Origin of the sequence: Macrococcus epidermidis, from assembly GCF_024205965.1 — a bacterium.
In the GTDB taxonomy this organism is placed as follows: Bacteria; Bacillota; Bacilli; order Staphylococcales; family Staphylococcaceae; genus Macrococcoides; species Macrococcoides epidermidis.
Window position 1 is genome coordinate 2,009,703 of the sequence record NZ_CP073819.1, and the last position, 20,131, is coordinate 2,029,833.

22 protein-coding genes are annotated in these 20,131 nt (G+C 34.5%); 8 read left to right on the forward strand and 14 right to left on the reverse strand.

The annotated features are described in order from the left end of the window. Nucleotides 1-172: 172 nt before the first annotated feature. Both gatD and murT read right to left on the reverse strand, forming a co-directional pair. Nucleotides 173-901, reverse strand: a complete 729-nt coding sequence (gatD, locus tag KFV12_RS10740; RefSeq protein ID WP_254256742.1) for a lipid II isoglutaminyl synthase subunit GatD — start codon at nucleotides 899-901, stop codon at nucleotides 173-175. Further along, on the reverse strand, nucleotides 894-2,213 hold the full coding sequence (murT, locus tag KFV12_RS10745; RefSeq protein ID WP_111715849.1) for a lipid II isoglutaminyl synthase subunit MurT: 1,320 nt from the start codon (nucleotides 2,211-2,213) through the stop codon (nucleotides 894-896). The genes gatD and murT overlap by 8 nt, the downstream gene beginning before the upstream one ends. Nucleotides 2,214-2,384: 171 nt before the next feature. Here murT and KFV12_RS10750 point away from each other — a divergent pair, with 171 nt between their 5' ends. The 5 genes from KFV12_RS10750 (at nucleotide 2,385) to KFV12_RS13315 (ending at nucleotide 6,421) form a co-directional block, all read left to right on the forward strand. Beyond that, the gene (locus tag KFV12_RS10750) at nucleotides 2,385-2,888 is read left to right on the forward strand and encodes a ferritin (RefSeq protein WP_111715848.1); all 504 of its coding nucleotides are present in this window, start codon (nucleotides 2,385-2,387) and stop codon (nucleotides 2,886-2,888) included. A 64-nt stretch (nucleotides 2,889-2,952) separates the two neighbouring features. Continuing rightward, a complete protein-coding gene (locus KFV12_RS10755; protein ID WP_313017682.1) occupies nucleotides 2,953-3,264 on the forward strand; it encodes a FeoA family protein in 312 nt (103 codons plus the stop codon). Continuing rightward, nucleotides 3,257-5,251 (forward strand): ferrous iron transport protein B, encoded by a 1,995-nt coding sequence (gene feoB / locus KFV12_RS10760; RefSeq protein ID WP_254256743.1) that lies wholly within the window; start codon nucleotides 3,257-3,259, stop codon nucleotides 5,249-5,251. Before KFV12_RS10755 ends, feoB begins: the two co-directional genes overlap by 8 nt. Before the next feature lie 11 nt (nucleotides 5,252-5,262). Further along, nucleotides 5,263-5,436 carry a FeoB-associated Cys-rich membrane protein gene (locus tag KFV12_RS10765; protein WP_099581064.1) on the forward strand — a complete coding sequence of 58 codons (174 nt, stop codon included), beginning with the start codon at nucleotides 5,263-5,265 and terminating at the stop codon, nucleotides 5,434-5,436. Between the two features lie 85 nt (nucleotides 5,437-5,521). After that, complete coding sequence (locus KFV12_RS13315) at nucleotides 5,522-6,421, forward strand: exonuclease domain-containing protein (RefSeq protein WP_302054711.1); 900 nt, start codon at nucleotides 5,522-5,524, stop codon at nucleotides 6,419-6,421. Between the two features lie 8 nt (nucleotides 6,422-6,429). On the opposite strand, the gene KFV12_RS10775 is transcribed toward KFV12_RS13315, so the two are convergent. The 4 genes from KFV12_RS10775 to KFV12_RS10790 form a co-directional block, all read right to left on the reverse strand. After that, nucleotides 6,430-6,645 carry a hypothetical protein gene (locus tag KFV12_RS10775; protein WP_099581060.1) on the reverse strand — a complete coding sequence of 72 codons (216 nt, stop codon included), beginning with the start codon at nucleotides 6,643-6,645 and terminating at the stop codon, nucleotides 6,430-6,432. Nucleotides 6,646-6,660: 15 nt separating this feature from the next. After that, complete coding sequence (gene dinB / locus KFV12_RS10780; protein WP_111715841.1) at nucleotides 6,661-7,728, reverse strand: DNA polymerase IV; 1,068 nt, start codon at nucleotides 7,726-7,728, stop codon at nucleotides 6,661-6,663. Between the two features lie 159 nt (nucleotides 7,729-7,887). Further along, nucleotides 7,888-8,232 carry a cyclophilin-like fold protein gene (locus KFV12_RS10785; RefSeq protein WP_254256744.1) on the reverse strand — a complete coding sequence of 115 codons (345 nt, stop codon included), beginning with the start codon at nucleotides 8,230-8,232 and terminating at the stop codon, nucleotides 7,888-7,890. A gap of 165 nt (nucleotides 8,233-8,397) precedes the next feature. Beyond that, nucleotides 8,398-9,393, reverse strand: a complete 996-nt coding sequence (locus KFV12_RS10790; protein ID WP_254256745.1) for an alpha/beta hydrolase — start codon at nucleotides 9,391-9,393, stop codon at nucleotides 8,398-8,400. A 95-nt stretch (nucleotides 9,394-9,488) separates the two neighbouring features. On the opposite strand from KFV12_RS10790, the gene KFV12_RS10795 reads away from it, so the two are divergent. Continuing rightward, the gene (locus tag KFV12_RS10795; RefSeq protein ID WP_254256746.1) at nucleotides 9,489-9,923 is read left to right on the forward strand and encodes a MerR family transcriptional regulator; all 435 of its coding nucleotides are present in this window, start codon (nucleotides 9,489-9,491) and stop codon (nucleotides 9,921-9,923) included. A 123-nt stretch (nucleotides 9,924-10,046) separates the two neighbouring features. Here KFV12_RS10795 and KFV12_RS10800 read toward each other — a convergent pair whose 3' ends face one another. From KFV12_RS10800 to KFV12_RS10810, 3 genes are all read right to left on the reverse strand, one after another. Next, nucleotides 10,047-10,544 (reverse strand): hypothetical protein, encoded by a 498-nt coding sequence (locus tag KFV12_RS10800; protein ID WP_254256747.1) that lies wholly within the window; start codon nucleotides 10,542-10,544, stop codon nucleotides 10,047-10,049. Between the two features lie 133 nt (nucleotides 10,545-10,677). Then, entirely contained in the window at nucleotides 10,678-12,042 is a 1,365-nt protein-coding gene (rlmD, locus tag KFV12_RS10805; RefSeq protein ID WP_254256748.1) for a 23S rRNA (uracil(1939)-C(5))-methyltransferase RlmD, read from the reverse strand. A gap of 79 nt (nucleotides 12,043-12,121) precedes the next feature. Next, nucleotides 12,122-13,933: a 5'-nucleotidase C-terminal domain-containing protein gene (locus KFV12_RS10810; protein ID WP_111715835.1), complete on the reverse strand. Its 1,812-nt coding sequence runs from the start codon at nucleotides 13,931-13,933 to the stop codon at nucleotides 12,122-12,124. Nucleotides 13,934-14,046: 113 nt separating this feature from the next. Here KFV12_RS10810 and KFV12_RS10815 point away from each other — a divergent pair, with 113 nt between their 5' ends. Beyond that, on the forward strand, nucleotides 14,047-14,865 hold the full coding sequence (locus KFV12_RS10815) for a glucose 1-dehydrogenase (protein WP_111715833.1): 819 nt from the start codon (nucleotides 14,047-14,049) through the stop codon (nucleotides 14,863-14,865). Nucleotides 14,866-14,905: 40 nt separating this feature from the next. Here the strand turns inward: KFV12_RS10815 and KFV12_RS10820 are convergent, their stop codons facing one another. From KFV12_RS10820 to KFV12_RS10835, 4 genes are all read right to left on the reverse strand, one after another. Further along, entirely contained in the window at nucleotides 14,906-15,862 is a 957-nt protein-coding gene (locus KFV12_RS10820; protein WP_099581042.1) for a diacylglycerol kinase, read from the reverse strand. Between the two features lie 12 nt (nucleotides 15,863-15,874). Beyond that, nucleotides 15,875-16,063: a hypothetical protein gene (locus tag KFV12_RS10825; RefSeq protein WP_111715832.1), complete on the reverse strand. Its 189-nt coding sequence runs from the start codon at nucleotides 16,061-16,063 to the stop codon at nucleotides 15,875-15,877. Beyond that, nucleotides 16,063-17,514: a helicase HerA-like domain-containing protein gene (locus KFV12_RS10830; protein WP_254256749.1), complete on the reverse strand. Its 1,452-nt coding sequence runs from the start codon at nucleotides 17,512-17,514 to the stop codon at nucleotides 16,063-16,065. The genes KFV12_RS10825 and KFV12_RS10830 overlap by 1 nt, the downstream gene beginning before the upstream one ends. Before the next feature lie 98 nt (nucleotides 17,515-17,612). Beyond that, on the reverse strand, nucleotides 17,613-18,140 hold the full coding sequence (locus tag KFV12_RS10835) for a GrpB family protein (protein WP_111715828.1): 528 nt from the start codon (nucleotides 18,138-18,140) through the stop codon (nucleotides 17,613-17,615). 324 nt (nucleotides 18,141-18,464) lie between these two features. Here KFV12_RS10835 and KFV12_RS10840 point away from each other — a divergent pair, with 324 nt between their 5' ends. Continuing rightward, nucleotides 18,465-19,259 carry a hypothetical protein gene (locus KFV12_RS10840; RefSeq protein ID WP_111715826.1) on the forward strand — a complete coding sequence of 265 codons (795 nt, stop codon included), beginning with the start codon at nucleotides 18,465-18,467 and terminating at the stop codon, nucleotides 19,257-19,259. A 47-nt stretch (nucleotides 19,260-19,306) separates the two neighbouring features. On the opposite strand, the gene KFV12_RS10845 is transcribed toward KFV12_RS10840, so the two are convergent. Further along, nucleotides 19,307-20,110: a tyrosine-protein phosphatase gene (locus KFV12_RS10845; protein WP_111715825.1), complete on the reverse strand. Its 804-nt coding sequence runs from the start codon at nucleotides 20,108-20,110 to the stop codon at nucleotides 19,307-19,309. Between the last annotated feature and the right edge of the window lie 21 nt (nucleotides 20,111-20,131).

The window sequence follows — 20,131 nt, forward strand, 5'->3', positions numbered from 1 at the left end:
CCTCCCCGAACTTATAAGTCGATTATACACCTAAAAGATATATTTTAAATACATCTTTAAAAGAGTTTGATAATTTGTCACAAGATTGTTGGGCGGTTCTCTCTATGAATCGGCCCAAATCAATATAAACGGGGCGATTCCCCAACAGAATCGCCCCATAACAATTTCATATTTATTTCTTGTCTTCCACTAATCGCTTTACAATAACTTGTTTCGCCGCTTCTTCCACACTATTATCGAGGCGCATTTCAGGAAATGCCATACCGATACGTTCACAAGCTTGTTTCAGAAGATAATCAGTAATCTCATGGTTTTTCGGTAAGATCGGTCCGTGTAAATACGTTCCTAATAAATTCTTGTAATGAATGCCTTCTTTTTTATCTGTGTCGTTATTACCATAACCACTGACAACATGACCTAACGTATTGTAATCATGATATGTTCTCCCACCATGATTTTCAAATCCAACGATTTGACCGAATGTTTCAGATTCAATCACGATATTTCCTGTTAAACGGTCTTTCTTAGATTCAGTATAGAAATCTAAAATATGCAGCCCTTTTAATTCCTGGCCATCTGGCGTAATATATTTTTCACCTAAAAATTGATAACCACCACAGATGGTTAGTGCTGGCATACCGTCTTCAATTGCTGCTTTAAAATCATCTTTAACACGGAACAAATCATCAGTTGCAATCTTTTGTTCACGGTCACTCCCTCCACCGATAAACAATATATCTGCATCGCTGATGTTAATGCCTTGTGTCGTATTAATATCTGTAACATTCACTTTCAGTCCGCGCCATTTGGCACGTTGTTTCAAAGCAATAATATTTCCGATATCACCATATAAATTTAACTTATCCGGCATAAAGTGAAATACTTCGATAGCTCTATTCATTTCCTTTACCTCCTTCAAAGAATTGATTTAATGCCTGATGCATCGGTTCTAAAGATGTATAGTTTGGAATACATACTGTGTACTCAGGTCGTTTTAGTATTGTATGTGTCGCTTCCTTTATATTTTGATTCACATAAATTTCAGCACCAATTTCAGCATACTTCAATCGCAATGCAATCTCTTCAGCTCTATTTCCTGTACACATAATATAAGGTATATTTTGACGTGCTAACTTTTCAAAATCAGCATCCCAAATCCACGAAATGTCTCGTCCATCTGCACCATTATCATTTAATGCGATTAGATAGGATTTCTCACCTTCAATTTTTTCACCGACGGATAAGCTTGCATTCAATCCAGCTGGGTTCTTCGCTAAATTGATAATGGCTTGTTTGTTTCCTTTTTCGAAGTTTTGCATACGCCCATTATCGCTTGTGTAGGTTAAAAATCCTTTTTCAATCGATTTGTCATTTAATCCGAGTTCACGTAAAACTGCGTATGCTGCAATGATATTGAAGACATTAAAGTCGCCTGCAATCTTCATATTAAATGTATGTCCGTTAATCGTTGGATTTAAGAATGGTGTCTCAGTTAATGCTTCTACTTCATATTTCGGTGTATTTCTATTAAAGCCACACGTACAAGAATAATGTCCAATCTGATTATAATGAATCCAATCATAATGGAGCATTTTACCGCAATTTGGACAGTATTTACTTTCAATCATTGAACTTTCTTCAAAGTTATGAATATGATTTTTCATACCATAATATGTCACTTTATTACTCGCAATCTTTAAACGTGAAACAAACGGATCATCTGCATTTAAGATGAGTTCTATCCCTCGTCCTTTTATGTTTTCAGCGATTCTATCGACTAATATATCTATTTCACCAAAACGATCCATCTGATCACGGAAGAAATTCGTAAACACCATCTTTGTCGGAGTCATTTCTTTTAGTACACGTGGAATAGAGCCTTCATCGATCTCAATAATCGCTAATTTTGTATCTTTTGAAGATTGTACGATGAAACTTGATGTAATACCAGCAGCCATATTGGCACCTTCTGTATTATGAATAATGCTAATATTATTTTGTTTCAATGTATGTCCGATTAAATTACTTGTCGTCGTCTTCCCGTTTGTTCCTGAAATAAAGACCACTTCATCAACTTCGGCACTTAGTTTCTTTAATATTTGCGGATCAATTTTACGCGCAACCTGACCTGGCAAATCTGTTCCGCGTTTACCTGCCATAATGCTTAAACGTCGTGCAGCTTTCGCTAAATTTTTTGCAGCAAATTTTTTCATAGTAACCTCCTAATTTCAACAATTTATTATATCACTTCATAAATAATTAGTATAAATATTTGTTGCGAATAAAAAAATGTATGGATGATAATCTATTAATTACCAATGATATTATCTAATCTTTTTACATTATATTATAATGAATTTATCTTAAAATTGGAGGGAATATCTATGTTATCAACAGAATTGACTGCCGCATTAAATAAACAGATGAACGAGGAATTCGCAGCAGCACATGCATACATGGCAATGGCTGCATATTGTGCTAAAGAAAGTTATGACGGGTTTGCTAACTTTTATGAACAGCAAGCTGCTGAGGAAAGATTCCATGGTACAAAAATCTATAATTATTTAAATGACCGCGATCAACATGCCAAGTTCTCAGAAATCCCTGCACCAAAGACAGAATTTTCAAGTGTTTTAGATACCTTTGAAGCAGGACTTGCACAAGAACAACAAGTGACGGCAAACTTTTACAATTTAGCGGAACTTGCTAAGAATGATAAGGAATTCTCAACGATCTCGTTCTTAAACTGGTTCTTAGACGAACAGGTTGAGGAAGAGGCGATGTTTAAAAAGCACATTGATTACATCAGACGCATTAAAGACGATGCAAATGCATTATATTTATATGAGAAAGAACTCGGTAAACGTAACTTTAGTGAAGAAGAATAATCAGTCGTTCTCTACACCTCTTATGAGGTGTTTTTATTTTGTCAAAATTAGGGTAATCCCCTACTTGTATTATATAAAATGGCATGATAAGCTAGTCGTAAATGATAATCAATATCAATCAATTAAAGAAGGTGTCATAATGATTCATGTCGCAAATGCTACACTCGGCACAACATATAAAATAAAATCGATGCTATTTGACAATGCGATGGTGATGCATCGATTACATGCATTAGGTTTCACGGAAGGTAGTGAAATTAAAGTGCGACAAAAAAGTTTATTTAAAGGTCCCTGCACTTTAGATATCAATGGTCAACATGTTTGTATCCGCAATTGTGATGCTTGTAAAATCATGCTGGAGCAAGTTCATGAATAGTAGAGCATTCTGTATACTAGGTAATCCAAATGTAGGGAAAACTTCACTGTTTAATGCACTGACAGGCAGTTATGAGTATGTCGGTAACTGGAGCGGAGTCACTGTTGAGAAAAAGATGGGTACTTTAAAGAATAAAACAGGTAATCTTATTGATTTACCTGGCATCTATGATTTGTTACCTCTTTCTAAAGATGAAACAGTGGTAACAAATTTTTTATTGAAAGAACATTTTGAAGGTATGATTAATATAATCGATGCCGCACAACTGAAACGTAATCTACTGCTAACTGTCCAGCTTATGGAATACGGTGCACCGATGATGATTGGATTAAATATGGTCGATGTTGCAACAAAACGTGGTATCCATATTAACATTGATTTATTAATGAGAAAGTTGAAGACACCGATTATTCCAGTTGTCGCACGAACAGGCAGAGGTTCAACAGATGTGTTACATGCACTGGATGATACATTATCTGCTAACCGTCCGCTTAAAATAACGTATGATGCACCGATTGAATCTGCAATAACAACAGTTATTCAAATATTACCTGATAATTTATCAATTGAGCGAAAACGTTATCGTTTCCTTGCTATTCAATTTTTATTGGGTAATCCGGTTGTTGAATCTTATCTGGATCAGGATACGCTTAAACAACTGATACCGATTAGAAACCAATTGGAAAATGAACTCACTACAAGTGTTAAATCACGTATCCATCACGCACGTATACAGTTCATTGAGCAAGTACTAACTGATGTTATCACATATCCTGATGAAGATAAGCAATTTCTTACTGAACGTTTAGATCGTATTGTGACGCATCGCATATTTGGTATACCGATATTTTTATTTTTAATGTGGCTCATCTTCCAGACGACGTTTACATGGATTGGTACCCCACTTTCAGATCAACTTGACAGTTTCTTTGCCGGTCCATTAACGGATACTGTAAAAAATGTAATGCAATCACTTGGTATTATGCCTTTCCTACAAGATTTAGTGACGGATGGTATTATTGCTGGGGTTGGTGGTGTATTAGTATTTGTACCGCAAATCCTTGTCTTATTCTTCTTTATTTCTTTGCTTGAAGACTCAGGATATATGGCGCGTATCGCTGTCATTATGGACCGAGTGATGGAGATGTTTGGACTAAACGGTAAATCATTTATTCCTATGATTATTGGTTTCGGCTGTAATGTTCCTGGGATTATGGCCGCTAGAAGCATTGAAGAAGAAAAAGAAAGACTTACAACCATACTTATTGCACCGTTTATGTCATGTTCCGCAAGATTACCGGTATACGCATTATTTGCTGGTGTATTCTTTAAAGAACATCAGGCTCTTGTGGTACTCAGTCTTTATTTAATCGGTATCATCGTAGCGTTAATGGTAAGCTTTATTTTATCGAAGACAGTGCTCAAAAACGATACTTCCATCTTTATTGTAGAGCTGCCGCCTTATCGTCTCCCTTCACTTAAAACACTGTGGAGAAGTACATGGGAAAAAGGAAAAGGATTTGTTAAGAAAGCAGGTACATTTATCTTTGGTGGGTCTGTGCTTATCTGGCTACTTAATTATGCAGGACCAGGAGGATTAAATGTAGATGTTGATGACAGTTTCCTAGCGATGATTGGAGGATTTATTGCACCACTGCTAATTCCACTTGGATTCAGTTCATGGCAGGCAGGCGCAACACTTATTCCGGGATTTCTAGCAAAAGAAGTTATCGTAAGTGCGATGGCCATTATCTATGCAGTAAAAGACGATGCCCTCGTCTCTATGATCCACGCACAGTTTACACCGCTTACTGCGTATGCATTTATGCTTTTTATATTACTTTATATACCATGTCTATCAACAGTTGCTGCAATACGTAAAGAAACGTCATCATGGAAATGGACTTTTATAGCGATGCTATATCCTATCGCGACTGCGTATTTATTAACGATGGCTGTATATCAAATCGGCAGATTATTTCTTTAGGAGGAAAGCTTATGTCAATACTTATCAACGTATTACTGTTCGTTCTAATATTTGGATATGCAACTTATACGCTTTATAAGTTCTTTAAGAAATCTAAAGCCGGTAAGTGCAACAGTTGTGATCTAAACGACAGCTGTGGCTGTGATAATCTGCATCAAATTAATTTTGATAATGTAAAGAAGTAACTAGATTGCCTATTAGGCAGTCTAGTTACTTTTTTTGCGTAATACATGTTAAAATACATCATAATTATTAATCGAGGTAAACGATATGAATTCATTTATAGCATTAGATTTTGAAACAGCTAATGGGAATCCCGCTTCAATTTGTAGCGTCGGTATGGTAAAAGTCATCGATAATATGATGACTGAAACTTTTTATACATTAGTAAATCCTGAAACTTATTTTAGCGCATCTAACATTCAGGTCCATGGTATACATGAAGATGACGTTCAGGACGCACCAACCTTTGAACATGTTTATCCATATATGCTCGATTTTATCGGTGATCTTCCGGTCGTAGCACATTTCGCGCAATTTGACATGAAAGTATTACATGCTTCTATAAAAAAATATCATTTCGATATGCCGACACTGCCATATTTCTGTTCGGTCATTATGGCGAGAGATACGATAAAGAATCATAGCTATAGTTTAAAGAATATGATGGCCTATTATAAACTGGATTTCCACGGGCATCATCATGCCTTAAATGATGCTAAGGCATGTGCAATGATTACAGTAAGATTGCTGAAACATTATACAGACCTTGAAGAATACTTTTCAACGAAACGCCGAAAAAAATATATCAAAAGCATTTCGACTACTACGAAAAACCAAAGCATGTCACGCTATCACCGCGAATTAAGCAGTATAAAATCTACTACAGCAGTAATTGACAAAAGTCATCCTTTTTATAATAAACAAATTGCAATTACAGGAACACTTCATAAAACAAGAAAACATATTGTGCAGTATATCGTTGATAACGGTGGTAATTATACAGATGATATCGAGCAGGCAGACATATTAATCAGAGGAAGACAAAAGACCGATAAACCTTCTAAAAAAGAAGGTGTTGTCCGAAATAAGATTGCTTTAGGACACGATATTACTATTATGAGCGACGATAAATTACAGCAGATGATTGCTTTTTATCAATCAATATAAAAACACGACTACTTCTTATGAGTAGTCGTGTTATTTTTGATAGTCTTTTTAATGGTGTGACGGTTCACTGGTCGTTCTAATTTATGATCAATCCAGAATAAAAATCCTGCAACTAAAATAATACCGATAAGCGGCAACACCTTAAAACCGTGTTCTACTGTTTCCATAATATACATCATAATGAGAAGTGCAGTTATACCAATGATTGCAAATTTAAATTTCATAATACTTCCTCATTTCTAAAGAAAATCATATATTGTTAGATTTTCATACACTTTATTTTTTAAATTACCCACAGAGACGCCTACTAAACGTATATTGTTAAACTCCTCTTTTAGGTCAGTATATAATAACACAGCTGTATTATAAATGGTATCCGCTTGATCTGTAAAGTCTATTATTTTTGTTTGCTTTGTATGTGATTCAAAGTCACTAGTTTTTATTTTGACGGTGATCGTATCACTTACTTTGTTTAAGTCCTGAAGTTTTAATGCTACTTTTTCTGAGTGCGTGCGCATTGTCTGTAAAATAAACGCTTCATCCTGAATATCATGAGAAAATGTTGATTCCTTACCAATTGATTTTCTTACTCGGTCCATATTTATTATGTCAGAGCCAATACCTCGTGCTTTTTGGTACAAACTACTGCCTTTCTTACCGAATAATTCAATTAACTCAAGTTCAGATTTATCACGTAAATCTTTGCCGTTCATTATCTTAAGTCTTTGCATCTTCTCCTCTGTCACTTTCCCTACACCAGGAAATTCACCGATTGGAAGGTCAGATAATATCTGTTCAACATTCCCGTAATGGATAACTGTTAAACCATTTGGCTTATTCATACCTGAGGCAATCTTCGCTAAAAATTTATTATAAGAAACACCAGCTGAACACGTTAGATTTGTAGCAGTCATAATATCTCTTTTAATAAAAGCTGCAATTTGACTTGCACCAAGATCTTTACGTACAAGATGTGTTATATCTAAATACGCTTCATCTAGTGATACTGGTTGTACAATATCAGTGTAGCCTTTAAATATCGACATTATTTGACTCGACACTTCTTTATATACATCAAATCTAGGACTTACATAATAGCCGTCTGGACACAACTGATGTGCACGTGCAGTAGGCATGGCACTATGCACACCAAATTTACGCGCTTCGTAACTCGCCGTTGCCACAACACCACGATTGCGACTCTTTCCACCAACGATAACAGGTTTACCTTTAAGCTCAGGATTATCCCGCTGCTCAACTTGTGCATAGAATGCATCCATATCGATGTGAATGATTCTTCTCTCCATATTATCACTTCTTTAATTTTCTAGTACTTTCATTATATATGAAAAGTGCGTGAGAAGATAATTCGGGATACTTCCGTGTGGAAGCGGTTGTATTTCTTTAATACTACCGCTTGCGCTCTGTTACTTTTGCATCTTGTAATGCTTATTCTATTCAAATGTTCATCCACAAGTTAATCTTATCTTTAAGTTCGATTGGGATAACTTATCAATGATTTCTTTTTGAGGAAGATTAATTTCACCAAGCTTAGTATAACGCCATGAATTGGGACCATAGAATAGAACAATCTTATCTCCATTGTATATAACAATATCTCCAGTTTTGGTTGTCATTTGCTTGTCCTGAACTATATAACTTCTTCCTAATTCACCAACTTGTTCAAATCCACCATATTTAGACATCAGTATGACTAAATCATTCTGTTGTACTTCTTCATTAATTGCTTTTGTTGTGAGATTCTTTTCCCAATTTACAACAACTTCTTCGTCACCTATAAATAACTTCATTTGATGAGCACCTACTAATTTATTTTCTATTTTATAAGATTTTTGACAAATATTTCGAGATTCATTATTTATATTTTCTTGTTCACTTTGAGTACTTCTATCACTGCATGATGATAATACAAAAATTAGACCATAAAAAAATACAATTATATTTTTAATACACATTTACTTATTTAAATATGTTTCAAAAAACTTTTCAATTTTATCAAATGGAATAACATCTAAATTATCGTACAGATCAACATGACTAGCATTATCTATTGTTAATAATTGCTTGTTATGTTTAAACTTATTCCCATCAATCATATTGTGATAAGCGTCCTTACCGAAATAATAACTGTGTGCCATATCTCCGTGAATGATTAACACTGCACTGCGAATTTCATTACTGTATTTAAGAATAGGTTGATTAATAAATGACATTGTTCCAATAACATTCCAACCATCATTTGAATTTAATGATCTTTCATGATAACCTCTATTAGTTTTATAATAAGCATGGTAGTCTTTCACAAAATCAGGTGCATCTTCAGGCAGTGGGTCAACTACTCCGCCTGCTCGACGATATTGTTTATCGTAAAAATTCTTTGTTCTTTCTTGATTAAGGCTCACTTTCTTTTGATATCTTGCTTCTTCACTATCCTCAGAATCAAAATATCCATTTGCATTGACTCTTGTCATATCATACATAGTTGAAACTAAGGTTGCTTTCACTCTTGTATCAAGACTAGCCGCATTAAGTGCCATACCACCCCAACCACATACACCAATAATTCCTATTCTTTCAGCATCCACATTTTGGTGTACAGATAAGAAATCAACTGCAGCTTGAAAATCTTCTGTATTGATATCTGGTGATGCCATATTTCTTGGCTCTCCACCACTTTCACCGGTAAATGAGGGATCAAATGCTAATGTTAAGAATCCTCTTTCTGCCATGGTTTGCGCATAAAGACCGCTTGACTGTTCTTTTACAGCACCAAATGGACCTGAAACAGCAATCGCTGGTAACTTTCCTTCAAATTGATTCGGTATAAACAAATCTGCAGCAAGTTCAATACCATAACGATTAGTAAAAGTTACTTTTTGATGGGTTACCTTATCACTATTAGTAAAAACTTTATCCCACTCGTTCGTTAGTGTTAATTTTGTATTTTGCATATTAATCCTCCTAGTATTTATTTTCTAATTTTTTTGATACAATCATTCTAAAACCTAAACCTGACTTTAGGTCAATTGTTTTGGAGGAATTAATTATGTATACAATAGGACAAGTATCAAAAATGTATAATTTACCGATATCAACGTTACGTTATTATGATAAAGAAGGACTTTTTCCTACGTTAGAACGATCCAATGGCATTAGAAAATTTAGTGCCGTTGAAATTGAAGGATTAAATGTCATTGAGTGTTTAAAGCACTCAGGCTTAGAAATTAAAGATATAAAACAATTTATGGATTGGTGTAGTGAAGGACATTCTACCTACCCTCAAAGAAAGCAACTTTTTGAGGAGAATAAAATTCGTTTAGAAAATGAAATAAAGAAACTCGAAAAGCACCTTGCAATGTTGAAATTCAAAAGTTGGTATTATGAACAAGCTATTCAAGATGGAAATGAAGATAGATTAAAAACAATGATCCCAAATAATCTACCTGAGGACATAAAAGAAATTTATGACTTAGCTCATTAAAAGTCAGTATTCAATTATCATACAAATTTCATATAAAAATTTTCCAATAAAAAAAGCCCATTTGAAGAGCTTTAATCAATAAGTATTTCAGAATTATTTATTAATATCCAAAAATAATTATTTCTATATACCATTTTTATACCATGACTTATCACTAAAGCCGTAATATTTCTCGTCAATTAACAATTTGTTATCAATCAATCTAAAAATAAATTTATGCTTCTTTTTAAGAGCATATTCATAATAAATTACAATAGTAGCCATATCTTTTTTTCGCATTGTAAAGTAGATATCCAGATTATCATCTTGAATATAAAAATATTCGCTTGGTTTGCCGTAACTGCCCCCATAACTGATCGACTTAAGTTTTTCGCTAACATTATCTTTAATTATTTCATGATGCTTTTCATTTAATTCTTTGAATAGTGCTTTCGATTTCGGATGATATTCTTCTTTAAAGTTTCCATAACCATCTTGGTATTCACTTAATTCTATTTTACTTCGCTCATAAATCTCTTTTTCAAGGTTATCAAGACTCAACAAAATTTTTACAAGTTTAGGTACTAGTATCTCTGACATCGATTCATATTTTTTGAAGGTACTTTTTAATATTATATTCATATTTTCTCTCCTTAATAGATTATCAAGTGTATTTTTATAGAATAGAAGAACCGTTTGTTAAGATTTTATATTTAGTTTTTATCTAAAGTTCAATAAAATAAAAAGCCTTGATAACAAGGCTTTAATAAAATGCTTACTTCGTAAGTCTAACAACACACTCCACATGCGGCGTTTGCGGGAATAAGTCGACTGGTTTTACTGTTTCTAACTTGTATCCTGCATCTGCAAATTTACGGCAGTCACGCGCACATGTTGACGGGTTACAGCTGACATAGACGATCTTTTTAGGGTTTTGTGCAATTAATGTCTGAATAAAGTCATCGTCTAATCCTTTTCGTGGTGGGTCGACTACTGCTACATCAAACTTAACGCCTTCCTCGCTCCACTTCGGCAGGATTTCATCTGCTGCACCTGTCTCAAAATGTACATTATCAATGCCATTCATCTTAGCGTTCTGTTTCGCCATCTTAATTGATTCATGCACAATTTCCATCGCATAGACTTGTTTCGCCTGCTGTGCTAATGCTAAAGAAATCGTTCCAATGCCACAATATGCATCCAGTACTGTTTCAGTACCATTTAAATCTGCTGCTTCTAAAGCTAATTGATACAACGCTTCAGCTTGTGGTGTATTGACCTGGAAGAATGAGTTTGGTGATACTCTGAATTCTAGTCCTAACATCTTATCAGTGTAATACGGCGTACCGTGTAGTACTGTATTATTACGTCCTAAAATCACATTACCTTCCTGGTTATTAAAGTTTAATACAACACTTTCAACATTTTCGATTTCGTTCACAATATCATGTGTAATTGATTCGATGTTTTGCAGGCGTTTTTTATTCGTCACTAATATGATCATTAATTGTCCTGTATAATGGCCACGTTTCACTACGATATGACGGATTTCACCGTTATGGTTACGCTCGTTATAAGGTACAATATCATATTTACGTAAGATATCTCTTACTTTCACAATCGCTGCATCGATTGCTTTATGCTGAATATAGAAATTCTCAACAGGCACAAGTTGATGACTGTTCTTTCTAAAGAATCCTGTCTCAAGCAAGCCATTAACAGTTCTTACTGGAATTTGCGCTTTATTACGGTATTCGTAAGGCACTTCCATTCCAACAGTTTCAGCTACTTTTACACCTTTAAACTTGCCCAATCTTTCAAATGCACTTTCTACTAAATGTTGTTTGAACTTTAATTGTGCTGGATATGATAAATGTTGTAATGTCATCGTTCCGATTTGACGGCCAACGATATCTTTCTCTGCGACACGGTCTGGGCTTTCATTTTGAACTGACACAAGACGTGCAAATCCAAATGTCTTACCGACTTTCATCACTTTAATTGTCACGTCTTCTCCTGGTAATGCGCCTTCAACGAAAAATGGATAATCGTCAATCTTAACAACACCAGATCCTTCATGCGTTAAGTCTACTACTGTCCCTTGTAATTCGTCATTTTTGTTAAAGTTAATTTGTTTCATATTTTCTCCTAATGTTTTATTTCAAAATATTGATAAGACACAATGATTTCGAATGTCGTACTAAGGTATCGTCCTATCCTCATGTTAATGCTGTATTAAGTTCGTAAATTAAATAGTCATCGTCGTATGTTTCTGTTGGCGTAATCCCTGGTTGCAAATATGCTGCTCCTTTTGGACTTGATTTAAATTTATATGTTCCATCCTGTAAAAACGTAAATGGTCTTGTTGGTTGAAAATCAACCCCAAATCTTTTGATATAATCAATAATAATCTGTCTAATTTCAATATCTTCTAATTGTATCTTAGTCACTGATGCATCATTTAATATTGGACAAAAATTTGTACGATAATCAGTCGTTAGTACTGTAAATTGCTGATCATCCGTTACAGGTTGATTTAAATAGGTTAAATCTTTAATACGATACGTGTCATTTATTTTCTCACCTACACTACTGTACCGTGCTTCACGTGATAAGTCTATACAATAGTTTAATTCATAGAATATATCCATGTTGTAACTTGGAAATCCAGGTGCTGTTGATTTATTATCTTTAAGCATATATTCACTATCAGTTGTATTGAAGCATGATACGCTCCATTCAACCCACTCTCGTAATACACGACCAGAAACATTTACTGCTGACATCTTATTTGGAAAGCGATAAATATTAATTGCATCTTTAAGTGTTAATTCACCACTGTCAATTTCAATATAATCATTTACGCCATCTCTTCCGGCTTTTATCGGTGCACTTGTTGATATAATATTTGTGCTCGCTAGTTTGAGCTGATGATTATTAATCATTTGTTCAACGGCATATTTACCCGCTTTAGCTATGACTTCTACAACCGTGCTTGTACCAACTTGCGCAAAATAACTATCGTGATGATGCTTAGTCATGCCAATGGGTTGTTTTACGTAATCTAACACACCCTGATGCGCAGTTTGATTCACATCTATAAAATGTGTATTAATCTCCACATCACTTGATTTTAATTCGATGACGCTACTTTTACCGTTCACAATCTTAAAGCCTTGTTCTGTTTTCTCGAGCGTCAGATCTATGCGTCCTAGATGGCTGGCAAAACATACAGGCTGGACACCATAAGCATGAAATACACGTCCACTCTCATTATCGACTTCCGGAATATTTACATAATCAGGTCCAGGGAATTGCTGATGTGTATGACCAAACACAAATGTATCAACTGATTCAATCTGTGCCAGACGATATACCTGATTTTCAATGCCTTTCATATTTTCTAATTGCTCCTGATCTAATCCAGTATGCATCAATGCAATGACAATATCACAACCAAATGCTTTTAACTGATTGCTATATTGATACAATGCATCATACATGTCTTCAACAATTACTCGATCCGTTAAATGGTCTTCGTCCCATTTCATAATTTGTTCAGGTACGACGCCTGTTATACCGATTTTTACCGTCGTACCATCTTTATATGACTTTTCAACGATATGGAAAGGCGCAACAACGAAGTCACCATTGATATATTTCACATTACAATTGACTAATGGAAACAATGCCTGCTGATTGGCTTTATCTAGATACTCTAGTCCATAATTAAATTCATGGTTACCTAAAGTACCGGCATCATAGCCAATCTCATTCATCATATTAATTGCCGGATGAATGTCGGGACGCATTTCTGCGGCGTAATCTGCCATAATATTGCCTTGCAGTATATCACCATTATCTACAACAACCGTTGCAACATCAGCCTTTTCATTAGCTGCTTTTATCGCTTCAATCTTACTGCCGGCAAGTATTAATCCATTAATTTTCAAATCACTTTCTAAAAAATAATCATATAAACTAATATGACTATGCGTATCTGTCGTTGCTAAAATCGATAATCTATACATATGTGCGCCACCTTTCACATTTATTTTATTAAAATTTCAGTTGAATGTCATTTTTTCTATCATAGATTAATCTTGTAATTTACGGGTATTGAATCAAAAAAGGGAGTGACTTCATGTATAACGATTTAACAGGAAAAGTGGCTATTATTACTGGCGGAGCATCAGGTATTGGAAGAGCAACAGCAATTCGCTTTGCAAAAGAAGGCATCAACGTAGTTATCAACTATCATTCTCGTGAGGATGAAGCAAATGCACTTGTCGATATTGTAAAAGAGATTGGTGTTGATGCACTTGCAATAAAAGCAGATACTACAAACAAAAACGAAATGGAAAGTTTAGTGAAACAGACAATAGACCATTTCGGTGCATTTCACATTATGGTAAATAATGCAGGTATTCAGTCTGATATACCGAGCCATACGATGCCAATTGATGAGTTTGATAAAGTAATTGATGTTAACCTTCGTGGTACATTTATCGGTTGTCAACTGGCATTAGAGCATTTTATGGATCGCAAATTTAAAGGCAGTATCATTAATATTTCAAGTGTTCATGAAATCATACCATGGCCACATTACGCTCACTATAGCGCTAGTAAGGGTGGGGTAAAATTAATGACGCAAAGTTTAGCGTTAGAATATGCGCGCGTTCAAATTCGTATTAATAATATCGCTCCTGGCAGTATCAATACACCGATCAATGCCGAGAATTTTAAAACACCTGAAGCGAAACGTGATGCTGATTTATTTGTTCCTATGGGCTATGTTGCCGAACCAGAAGAAATTGCTAGTGTAGCTGCATTTTTAGCCAGCAAAGAAAGTAAATATATTACAGGTCAAACGATTGTGGCAGATGGTGGACTCAGCCTTTATCCTTCACATCGTAATTTCGAATATGATGCATTATTAGAATCCTTTACAGATGAAATTTAAATAAAGACTGCTTTCTCGAATTGAGAGAGCAGTCTTTATTTTATTCTTCTTTTTCAAGGTCTTGTTTATATTGAATGATAATCTCATTTTCTTTATCCGGATGAATCTTATCTAACTGACTATATACATTGATATGTCGCTCTAAATTCACAAAATGCGCCGGTAGTATCCCACCAAACTCACCATCAACATTGAGCTGTACTTTTTCAAAAGATGATACTTTAATATCTTTCGCTTTTATATAATGTACTTTTGGATGTTTAATGTGATCACCACGTGAAGCAAGTGAGAAGACATGTCCAAATTCAGCAAAATTTACTTTTTCTAAAAATAATAATGTAAAGTAGCCATCATTTATCGATGCATTCGGTACTAACTTTTCAAAGCCACCTACTGAGTTTGTCAAACCGATTAAAAATAACATGACTTCTCCACTGAAGACTTTACCATCATATTCAATACGAATATCCGTCGCTTTTATTTCCGGCAGCATCTCTAACCCTTTAATATAATAAGCTAAAGGTCCAAGGACAGTCTTAAGTTTGCTCGGCGCTTCATAACTTACTTCAGTAATCTTACCACCACCTGCAATGTTGATAAAATAACGATTGTTCATCTTACCTACATCAACCGGTACAGTGTTTCCTTCTATTATCACATCTACAGCTTGTAAAATATCTTTCGGAATGAGTAATGCTCTACCGAAATCATTTACTGTACCCATCGGTATTACACCGATATTCGGGCGGTATTCCTGTTCAGCAATACCGTTTATTACTTCATTAATCGTCCCGTCACCACCCGACGCAATAATAAGATCAAAGCGATCCTCTACAGCTTGTCGTGCTGCTTGTATCGCATCACCTTCTGCTTTTGTTGCGTAGGCACTCGTCTCATATCCTGCATCTTCAAGTTTAATTAACACATCTGCTAATGACTTCTTAAATAATTCTCGTCCAGATGTTGGATTGTAAATAATTCTCGCTCTTTTTCTCAAAAAGCACACCACCTATTTCTTCTCTTTTAAAAATCCACGTTCTCTCAAATACATTCTAAATAAAATAAATGTCACAATCACGATACATACTTGTACACCTTTAATATATATTTCGTTATTCTGGACAGTAGGTGTCATCAATACAATCATCAATGAAATATTAATTGCGATGAGTATAATATAAATCCATCCACTTTTCATTATCTTCTTCTCCCGCCGAATATATTTCGTACAATTTCACGACCGATTTGTCTGCCAACACTAGTAAGTACACTTGTCGCAACTTTTTGTAATTCTGATTTTGGTTTTCTTTTTTCAGCTTTAACCGTTTTAGCTTGTAATTTAGCTTCTGCTGCCTTTTCTTTTTCTGCTTCTATTTGTGTAAACTTTTCCTGTAACATTTCATACGCACTTTCTCGGTCGATAGCTGTGCCATATTTTGCTTGATAAGGATTTTCTGCAAGGACAGTTTGTTTAACGATACTATCGATAACACCTATCTTACTTTCAGGTGGTCGAATAAAGGCACGTTCTACAATGCTAGGTTGACCCTCTTCATTTAAACATGATATTAATGCTTCACCTGTCTTTAATTCACCGATAACAGCTGCAACATCCAGGTCTGGATTTTGTCTGAACGTTTCAGAAGCACTTTTCACTGCTTTTTGATCTCTAGGCGTAAATGAACGTAACGCATGTTGTACACGGTTACCAAGTTGTCCTAAAACTTCATCAGGTAAATCTATCGGATTTTGGGTAATGAAATACACGCCAACACCTTTTGAACGGACAAGGCGAACAACCTGTTCTACTTGCGTTATAAATGACGTTGGTGCATCTTTAAATAATAAATGTGCTTCATCAAAGAAAAATACAAGTTTCGGTTTATCCAGATCACCCACTTCAGGTAATTCCTCAAACAATTCTGTTAATAACCATAAAAGAAAAGTTGAATAGAGTACGGGTTTTGTAAATAAGTTATTTGCCATTAGCACATTGATAATACCTTCACCGTTAGCATTTACTTCCATAAAATCAGTTAAATTTAACGCTGGTTCACCGAAGAAGTTCTCAGCACCTTGTGATTCAAATGATAACAGTTTGCGTTGAATCGCTCCTACTGATTGTTTAGTAATATTTCCATATTTGCTGCTATAAACAGATGCATTATCCGCCATTTCTTTCAGTAAAGATTGCAAGTCTTTTAAGTCTAATAGCAATAATCCATTATCATCACTAATTTTAAAGGCTATATCTAAAATACCATATTGCGTATCGTTTAATTCTAATAAACGCGCTAAAAGCATCGGTCCCATTTCAGAGATCGTAGCTCTAACTGGTGCGCCATCAACGCCAAATATATCCCACAAACGGACAGGATAACTTCTCGGCTGGTAATCTGTAATATTTAAGTCTTTTAATCGTTGTTCAATTTTTTCATTTATCGTCATCGGTTCAGCAATACTTGCCAAGTCCCCTTTAATATCAGCCAAAAATACCGGTACACCTGACTTTGAAAATTGTTCTGCTAAAACTTTTAATGTTACAGTTTTCCCTGTACCCGTTGCACCGGCTATCAATCCGTGACGATTTGCCATTTGTAATTGTAAAGTTATATCATTCGTATTTTTCGCAATATTTACTGACGTCATCCATATCCCTACCCTTTTTGTTTTGCATCGTTACTTTTTATTTTACAATAATCTATATATTATGCAATTTTGACATAAAAAAAGGCTAAGCATAATGCTTAACCTCTTTTCGCTTCATACCAGCGAAGTGCTTTTGCTTCTAATTTCAAAATATAGTCATTCTTCGTTACATTATAAGTGTTGAAGTCATTTCTATGTTGCACTGCTTGTTGCATCTTAAATTTGGCATATGCCAGACGTTCAAGTTTATGTTCACGTAAATAGTCTCTTAATGCGAGTCTTCTTGTAATTGCATTAAAGTTTGTTCTTTCAATCATCGTTACATAGAACGTCAGTTGATTTTTCTTTGCTACAAAGAGCTTGCACTGTTCATCAGTCATCTCTTTTACTTCAACTTCTTTATAACCGATAGCCTCCATCTTATCTTTATATAAACTCACTTGTGATAAAGTTTTTACGATTGGTAATATATCTATCGTCTGATTACCAGGTAAATCTTTCACTGAAGTGCTTCCAAAATGATGAAGTTCAACGATTTCATTTCTGAAAATTTCTATCAGTTCTTTTGCCTCATGGATAAAAATCTGATGATAATCTTTTTCATTCCATGGCGTATAATCAATCATAAATATCCTCCGATTCGGGAAATGATACTATCGACACTTATATAGAGATATTTTACCATATTAATTGTAGTATTACTATCTCATTTTAATCATTTTCCAATTTGTAATGTTCACAACTTAATTTGCAGATGTGAAATATATTTACTTATATTATCCTAAAAAAGTAGTATTAAACTTAAAATTTTATTTTATTTATGTCTTAACTGTATATGTTTAGGGTATATATCTTAAAGAAAAATTTATCAAATAGTACTTGTATGTATAAATTTTCTCAGTTTTTTGTTACTATATTAGTATTGAATAAAGATGGAGGAACAATTCGCAATGAAGAATTTATTATTTTGGATTTATATCGTTGCAGCAGTTATTCTAATTGCAGTAGGTTATACATTCTGGGAAACACGTGTAACTGACTCTGATGCTAGAGAAAAAGCAATCTCTGAGCAAAGCGGTAAAGATTACTATGCTGAACAAGATAACACGACGAAAAAAGAAGTAAAAAAAGATACAAGCAAGAAACCGAACACAAATCTATTCAAAAACAAAACTTTCCAGTCTATCTATAACAATGCAGTTAAAGATAAGAAAGTTATGAATATCACGCTGGTGTCTACACCGTATCAAACTTCTGACGAGAACACGACCGTCAAAGATGAATTAGCATATGCTTCTGATGATCATATTAAAGTGAATGAGGTAGAAGTATCTGGTTCTTCTTCAACAGTAAGTATCGATAAAATTAATAAAACGAAACCTGACTTAGTCATATTAGATGCATTAACTTTAAACGATTTCTCTGAAGATGTATCTTCAAACGATCACATCGCAACGGTTGAAAGTATCTATTCTGCAGCAGGTAACGATAATACGCCTGTCGTAATCATTGGTACAAGACCTGAATATAATGATTCTAATTTTGCTAAATATCAAAAAGCAGAAGCAGATTATTTCGGTAGTCAAAATAACGAATTTTTCTATGTGAATCAATCTAGTAAATGGCCGAATAATAAGGCAATTGAAGATTATTATAACGTAGATGATGGGTTATTGACAGATCGTGGTGTAGCAAGATGGGTAACATCAATTTCAGATTATTTATTTAATGATAAAGTTGAATAGTTAAAAAGCTTGTCTCCAATAATTTTGGAGACAAGCTTTTTTTGTATTTAAAATAATCCCAGAAATTTCTTTTTCTTTTTCTTTACAGGTTTCTCAATTTTATCTTCTTTCTCTACTTCAATTGGACTGACATAACGAATCGTTTCACCCTTCAACACTTTTTGGGCATTTTCTTTATACTTATTAACGGCTTCGTCGCCATATCTCTCGGCAATTGCTTCATACGCTTCATTCATATAATAGTTTCTAGATGTTACATTATGCGCATCACTCGCTACGATATGGATTAAACGATGATCCATCATCATTTCAGCACACTGCTTACTAAATTCACCTAATTGACCACATACCACACCTGCTGTAACTTGAGCTAGCGCACCAAGTTCTATAAGTTCAGCTAATTTATTTGGATTCTTCTGCAACTCAGCATTACGTTCAGGATGCGCAATAATTGGAATATATCCTTCTAAAGCCATCTTCGTAAATAATTGCTCTGTAAATATTGGTACTTCATGCGAAGGAAACTCAATTAACACATAAGGACTATCTTCAGATAAAGTTAAAGCCTGGCCATTTTTTAAATCTTCAACAACATCTCCATAAATTCTTACTTCCTGACTAGCATGTACTTTTACTGGTATACCTTCAGAAGCAATGATTGTATTCACTTCTTCTGTCAAAGCTTTAATTTTCGGACCAAAATTTTCATACACACCAATTTTATGATGGGGTGTCGCAATAATATCCGTTATTCCTTCTGCATGTGCTGCTTTTGCCATCTCAAGCATATCTTCCTTTGTTTGTGCACCATCATCGATGCCAAATAATATATGGTTATGAATATCAATCATTCTATTTCTCTCCTCGTCCTA

Coding starts and splice junctions, on each gene's coding strand:
- KFV12_RS10835 (WP_111715828.1), bottom strand. CDS start 18,140: ATGATTGATTATACGCCATGGAATGAAAAAGATTATCATCAGATTTTT.
- KFV12_RS10790 (WP_254256745.1), bottom strand. CDS start 9,393: ATGCAAAATACAAAATTAACACTAACGAACGAGTGGGATAAAGTTTTT.
- KFV12_RS10840 (WP_111715826.1), top strand. CDS start 18,465: ATGAAGAATTTATTATTTTGGATTTATATCGTTGCAGCAGTTATTCTA.
- murT (WP_111715849.1), bottom strand. CDS start 2,213: ATGAAAAAATTTGCTGCAAAAAATTTAGCGAAAGCTGCACGACGTTTA.
- KFV12_RS10775 (WP_099581060.1), bottom strand. CDS start 6,645: ATGAAATTTAAATTTGCAATCATTGGTATAACTGCACTTCTCATTATG.
- KFV12_RS10825 (WP_111715832.1), bottom strand. CDS start 16,063: ATGAAAAGTGGATGGATTTATATTATACTCATCGCAATTAATATTTCA.
- KFV12_RS10815 (WP_111715833.1), top strand. CDS start 14,047: ATGTATAACGATTTAACAGGAAAAGTGGCTATTATTACTGGCGGAGCA.
- KFV12_RS10810 (WP_111715835.1), bottom strand. CDS start 13,933: ATGTATAGATTATCGATTTTAGCAACGACAGATACGCATAGTCATATT.
- KFV12_RS10795 (WP_254256746.1), top strand. CDS start 9,489: ATGTATACAATAGGACAAGTATCAAAAATGTATAATTTACCGATATCA.
- KFV12_RS10765 (WP_099581064.1), top strand. CDS start 5,263: ATGTCAATACTTATCAACGTATTACTGTTCGTTCTAATATTTGGATAT.
- KFV12_RS10830 (WP_254256749.1), bottom strand. CDS start 17,514: ATGACGTCAGTAAATATTGCGAAAAATACGAATGATATAACTTTACAA.
- feoB (WP_254256743.1), top strand. CDS start 3,257: ATGAATAGTAGAGCATTCTGTATACTAGGTAATCCAAATGTAGGGAAA.
- dinB (WP_111715841.1), bottom strand. CDS start 7,728: ATGGAGAGAAGAATCATTCACATCGATATGGATGCATTCTATGCACAA.
- KFV12_RS10785 (WP_254256744.1), bottom strand. CDS start 8,232: ATGAAGTTATTTATAGGTGACGAAGAAGTTGTTGTAAATTGGGAAAAG.
- gatD (WP_254256742.1), bottom strand. CDS start 901: ATGAATAGAGCTATCGAAGTATTTCACTTTATGCCGGATAAGTTAAAT.
- KFV12_RS13315 (WP_302054711.1), top strand. CDS start 5,522: ATGAATTCATTTATAGCATTAGATTTTGAAACAGCTAATGGGAATCCC.
- rlmD (WP_254256748.1), bottom strand. CDS start 12,042: ATGAAACAAATTAACTTTAACAAAAATGACGAATTACAAGGGACAGTA.
- KFV12_RS10800 (WP_254256747.1), bottom strand. CDS start 10,544: ATGAATATAATATTAAAAAGTACCTTCAAAAAATATGAATCGATGTCA.
- KFV12_RS10750 (WP_111715848.1), top strand. CDS start 2,385: ATGTTATCAACAGAATTGACTGCCGCATTAAATAAACAGATGAACGAG.
- KFV12_RS10845 (WP_111715825.1), bottom strand. CDS start 20,110: ATGATTGATATTCATAACCATATATTATTTGGCATCGATGATGGTGCA.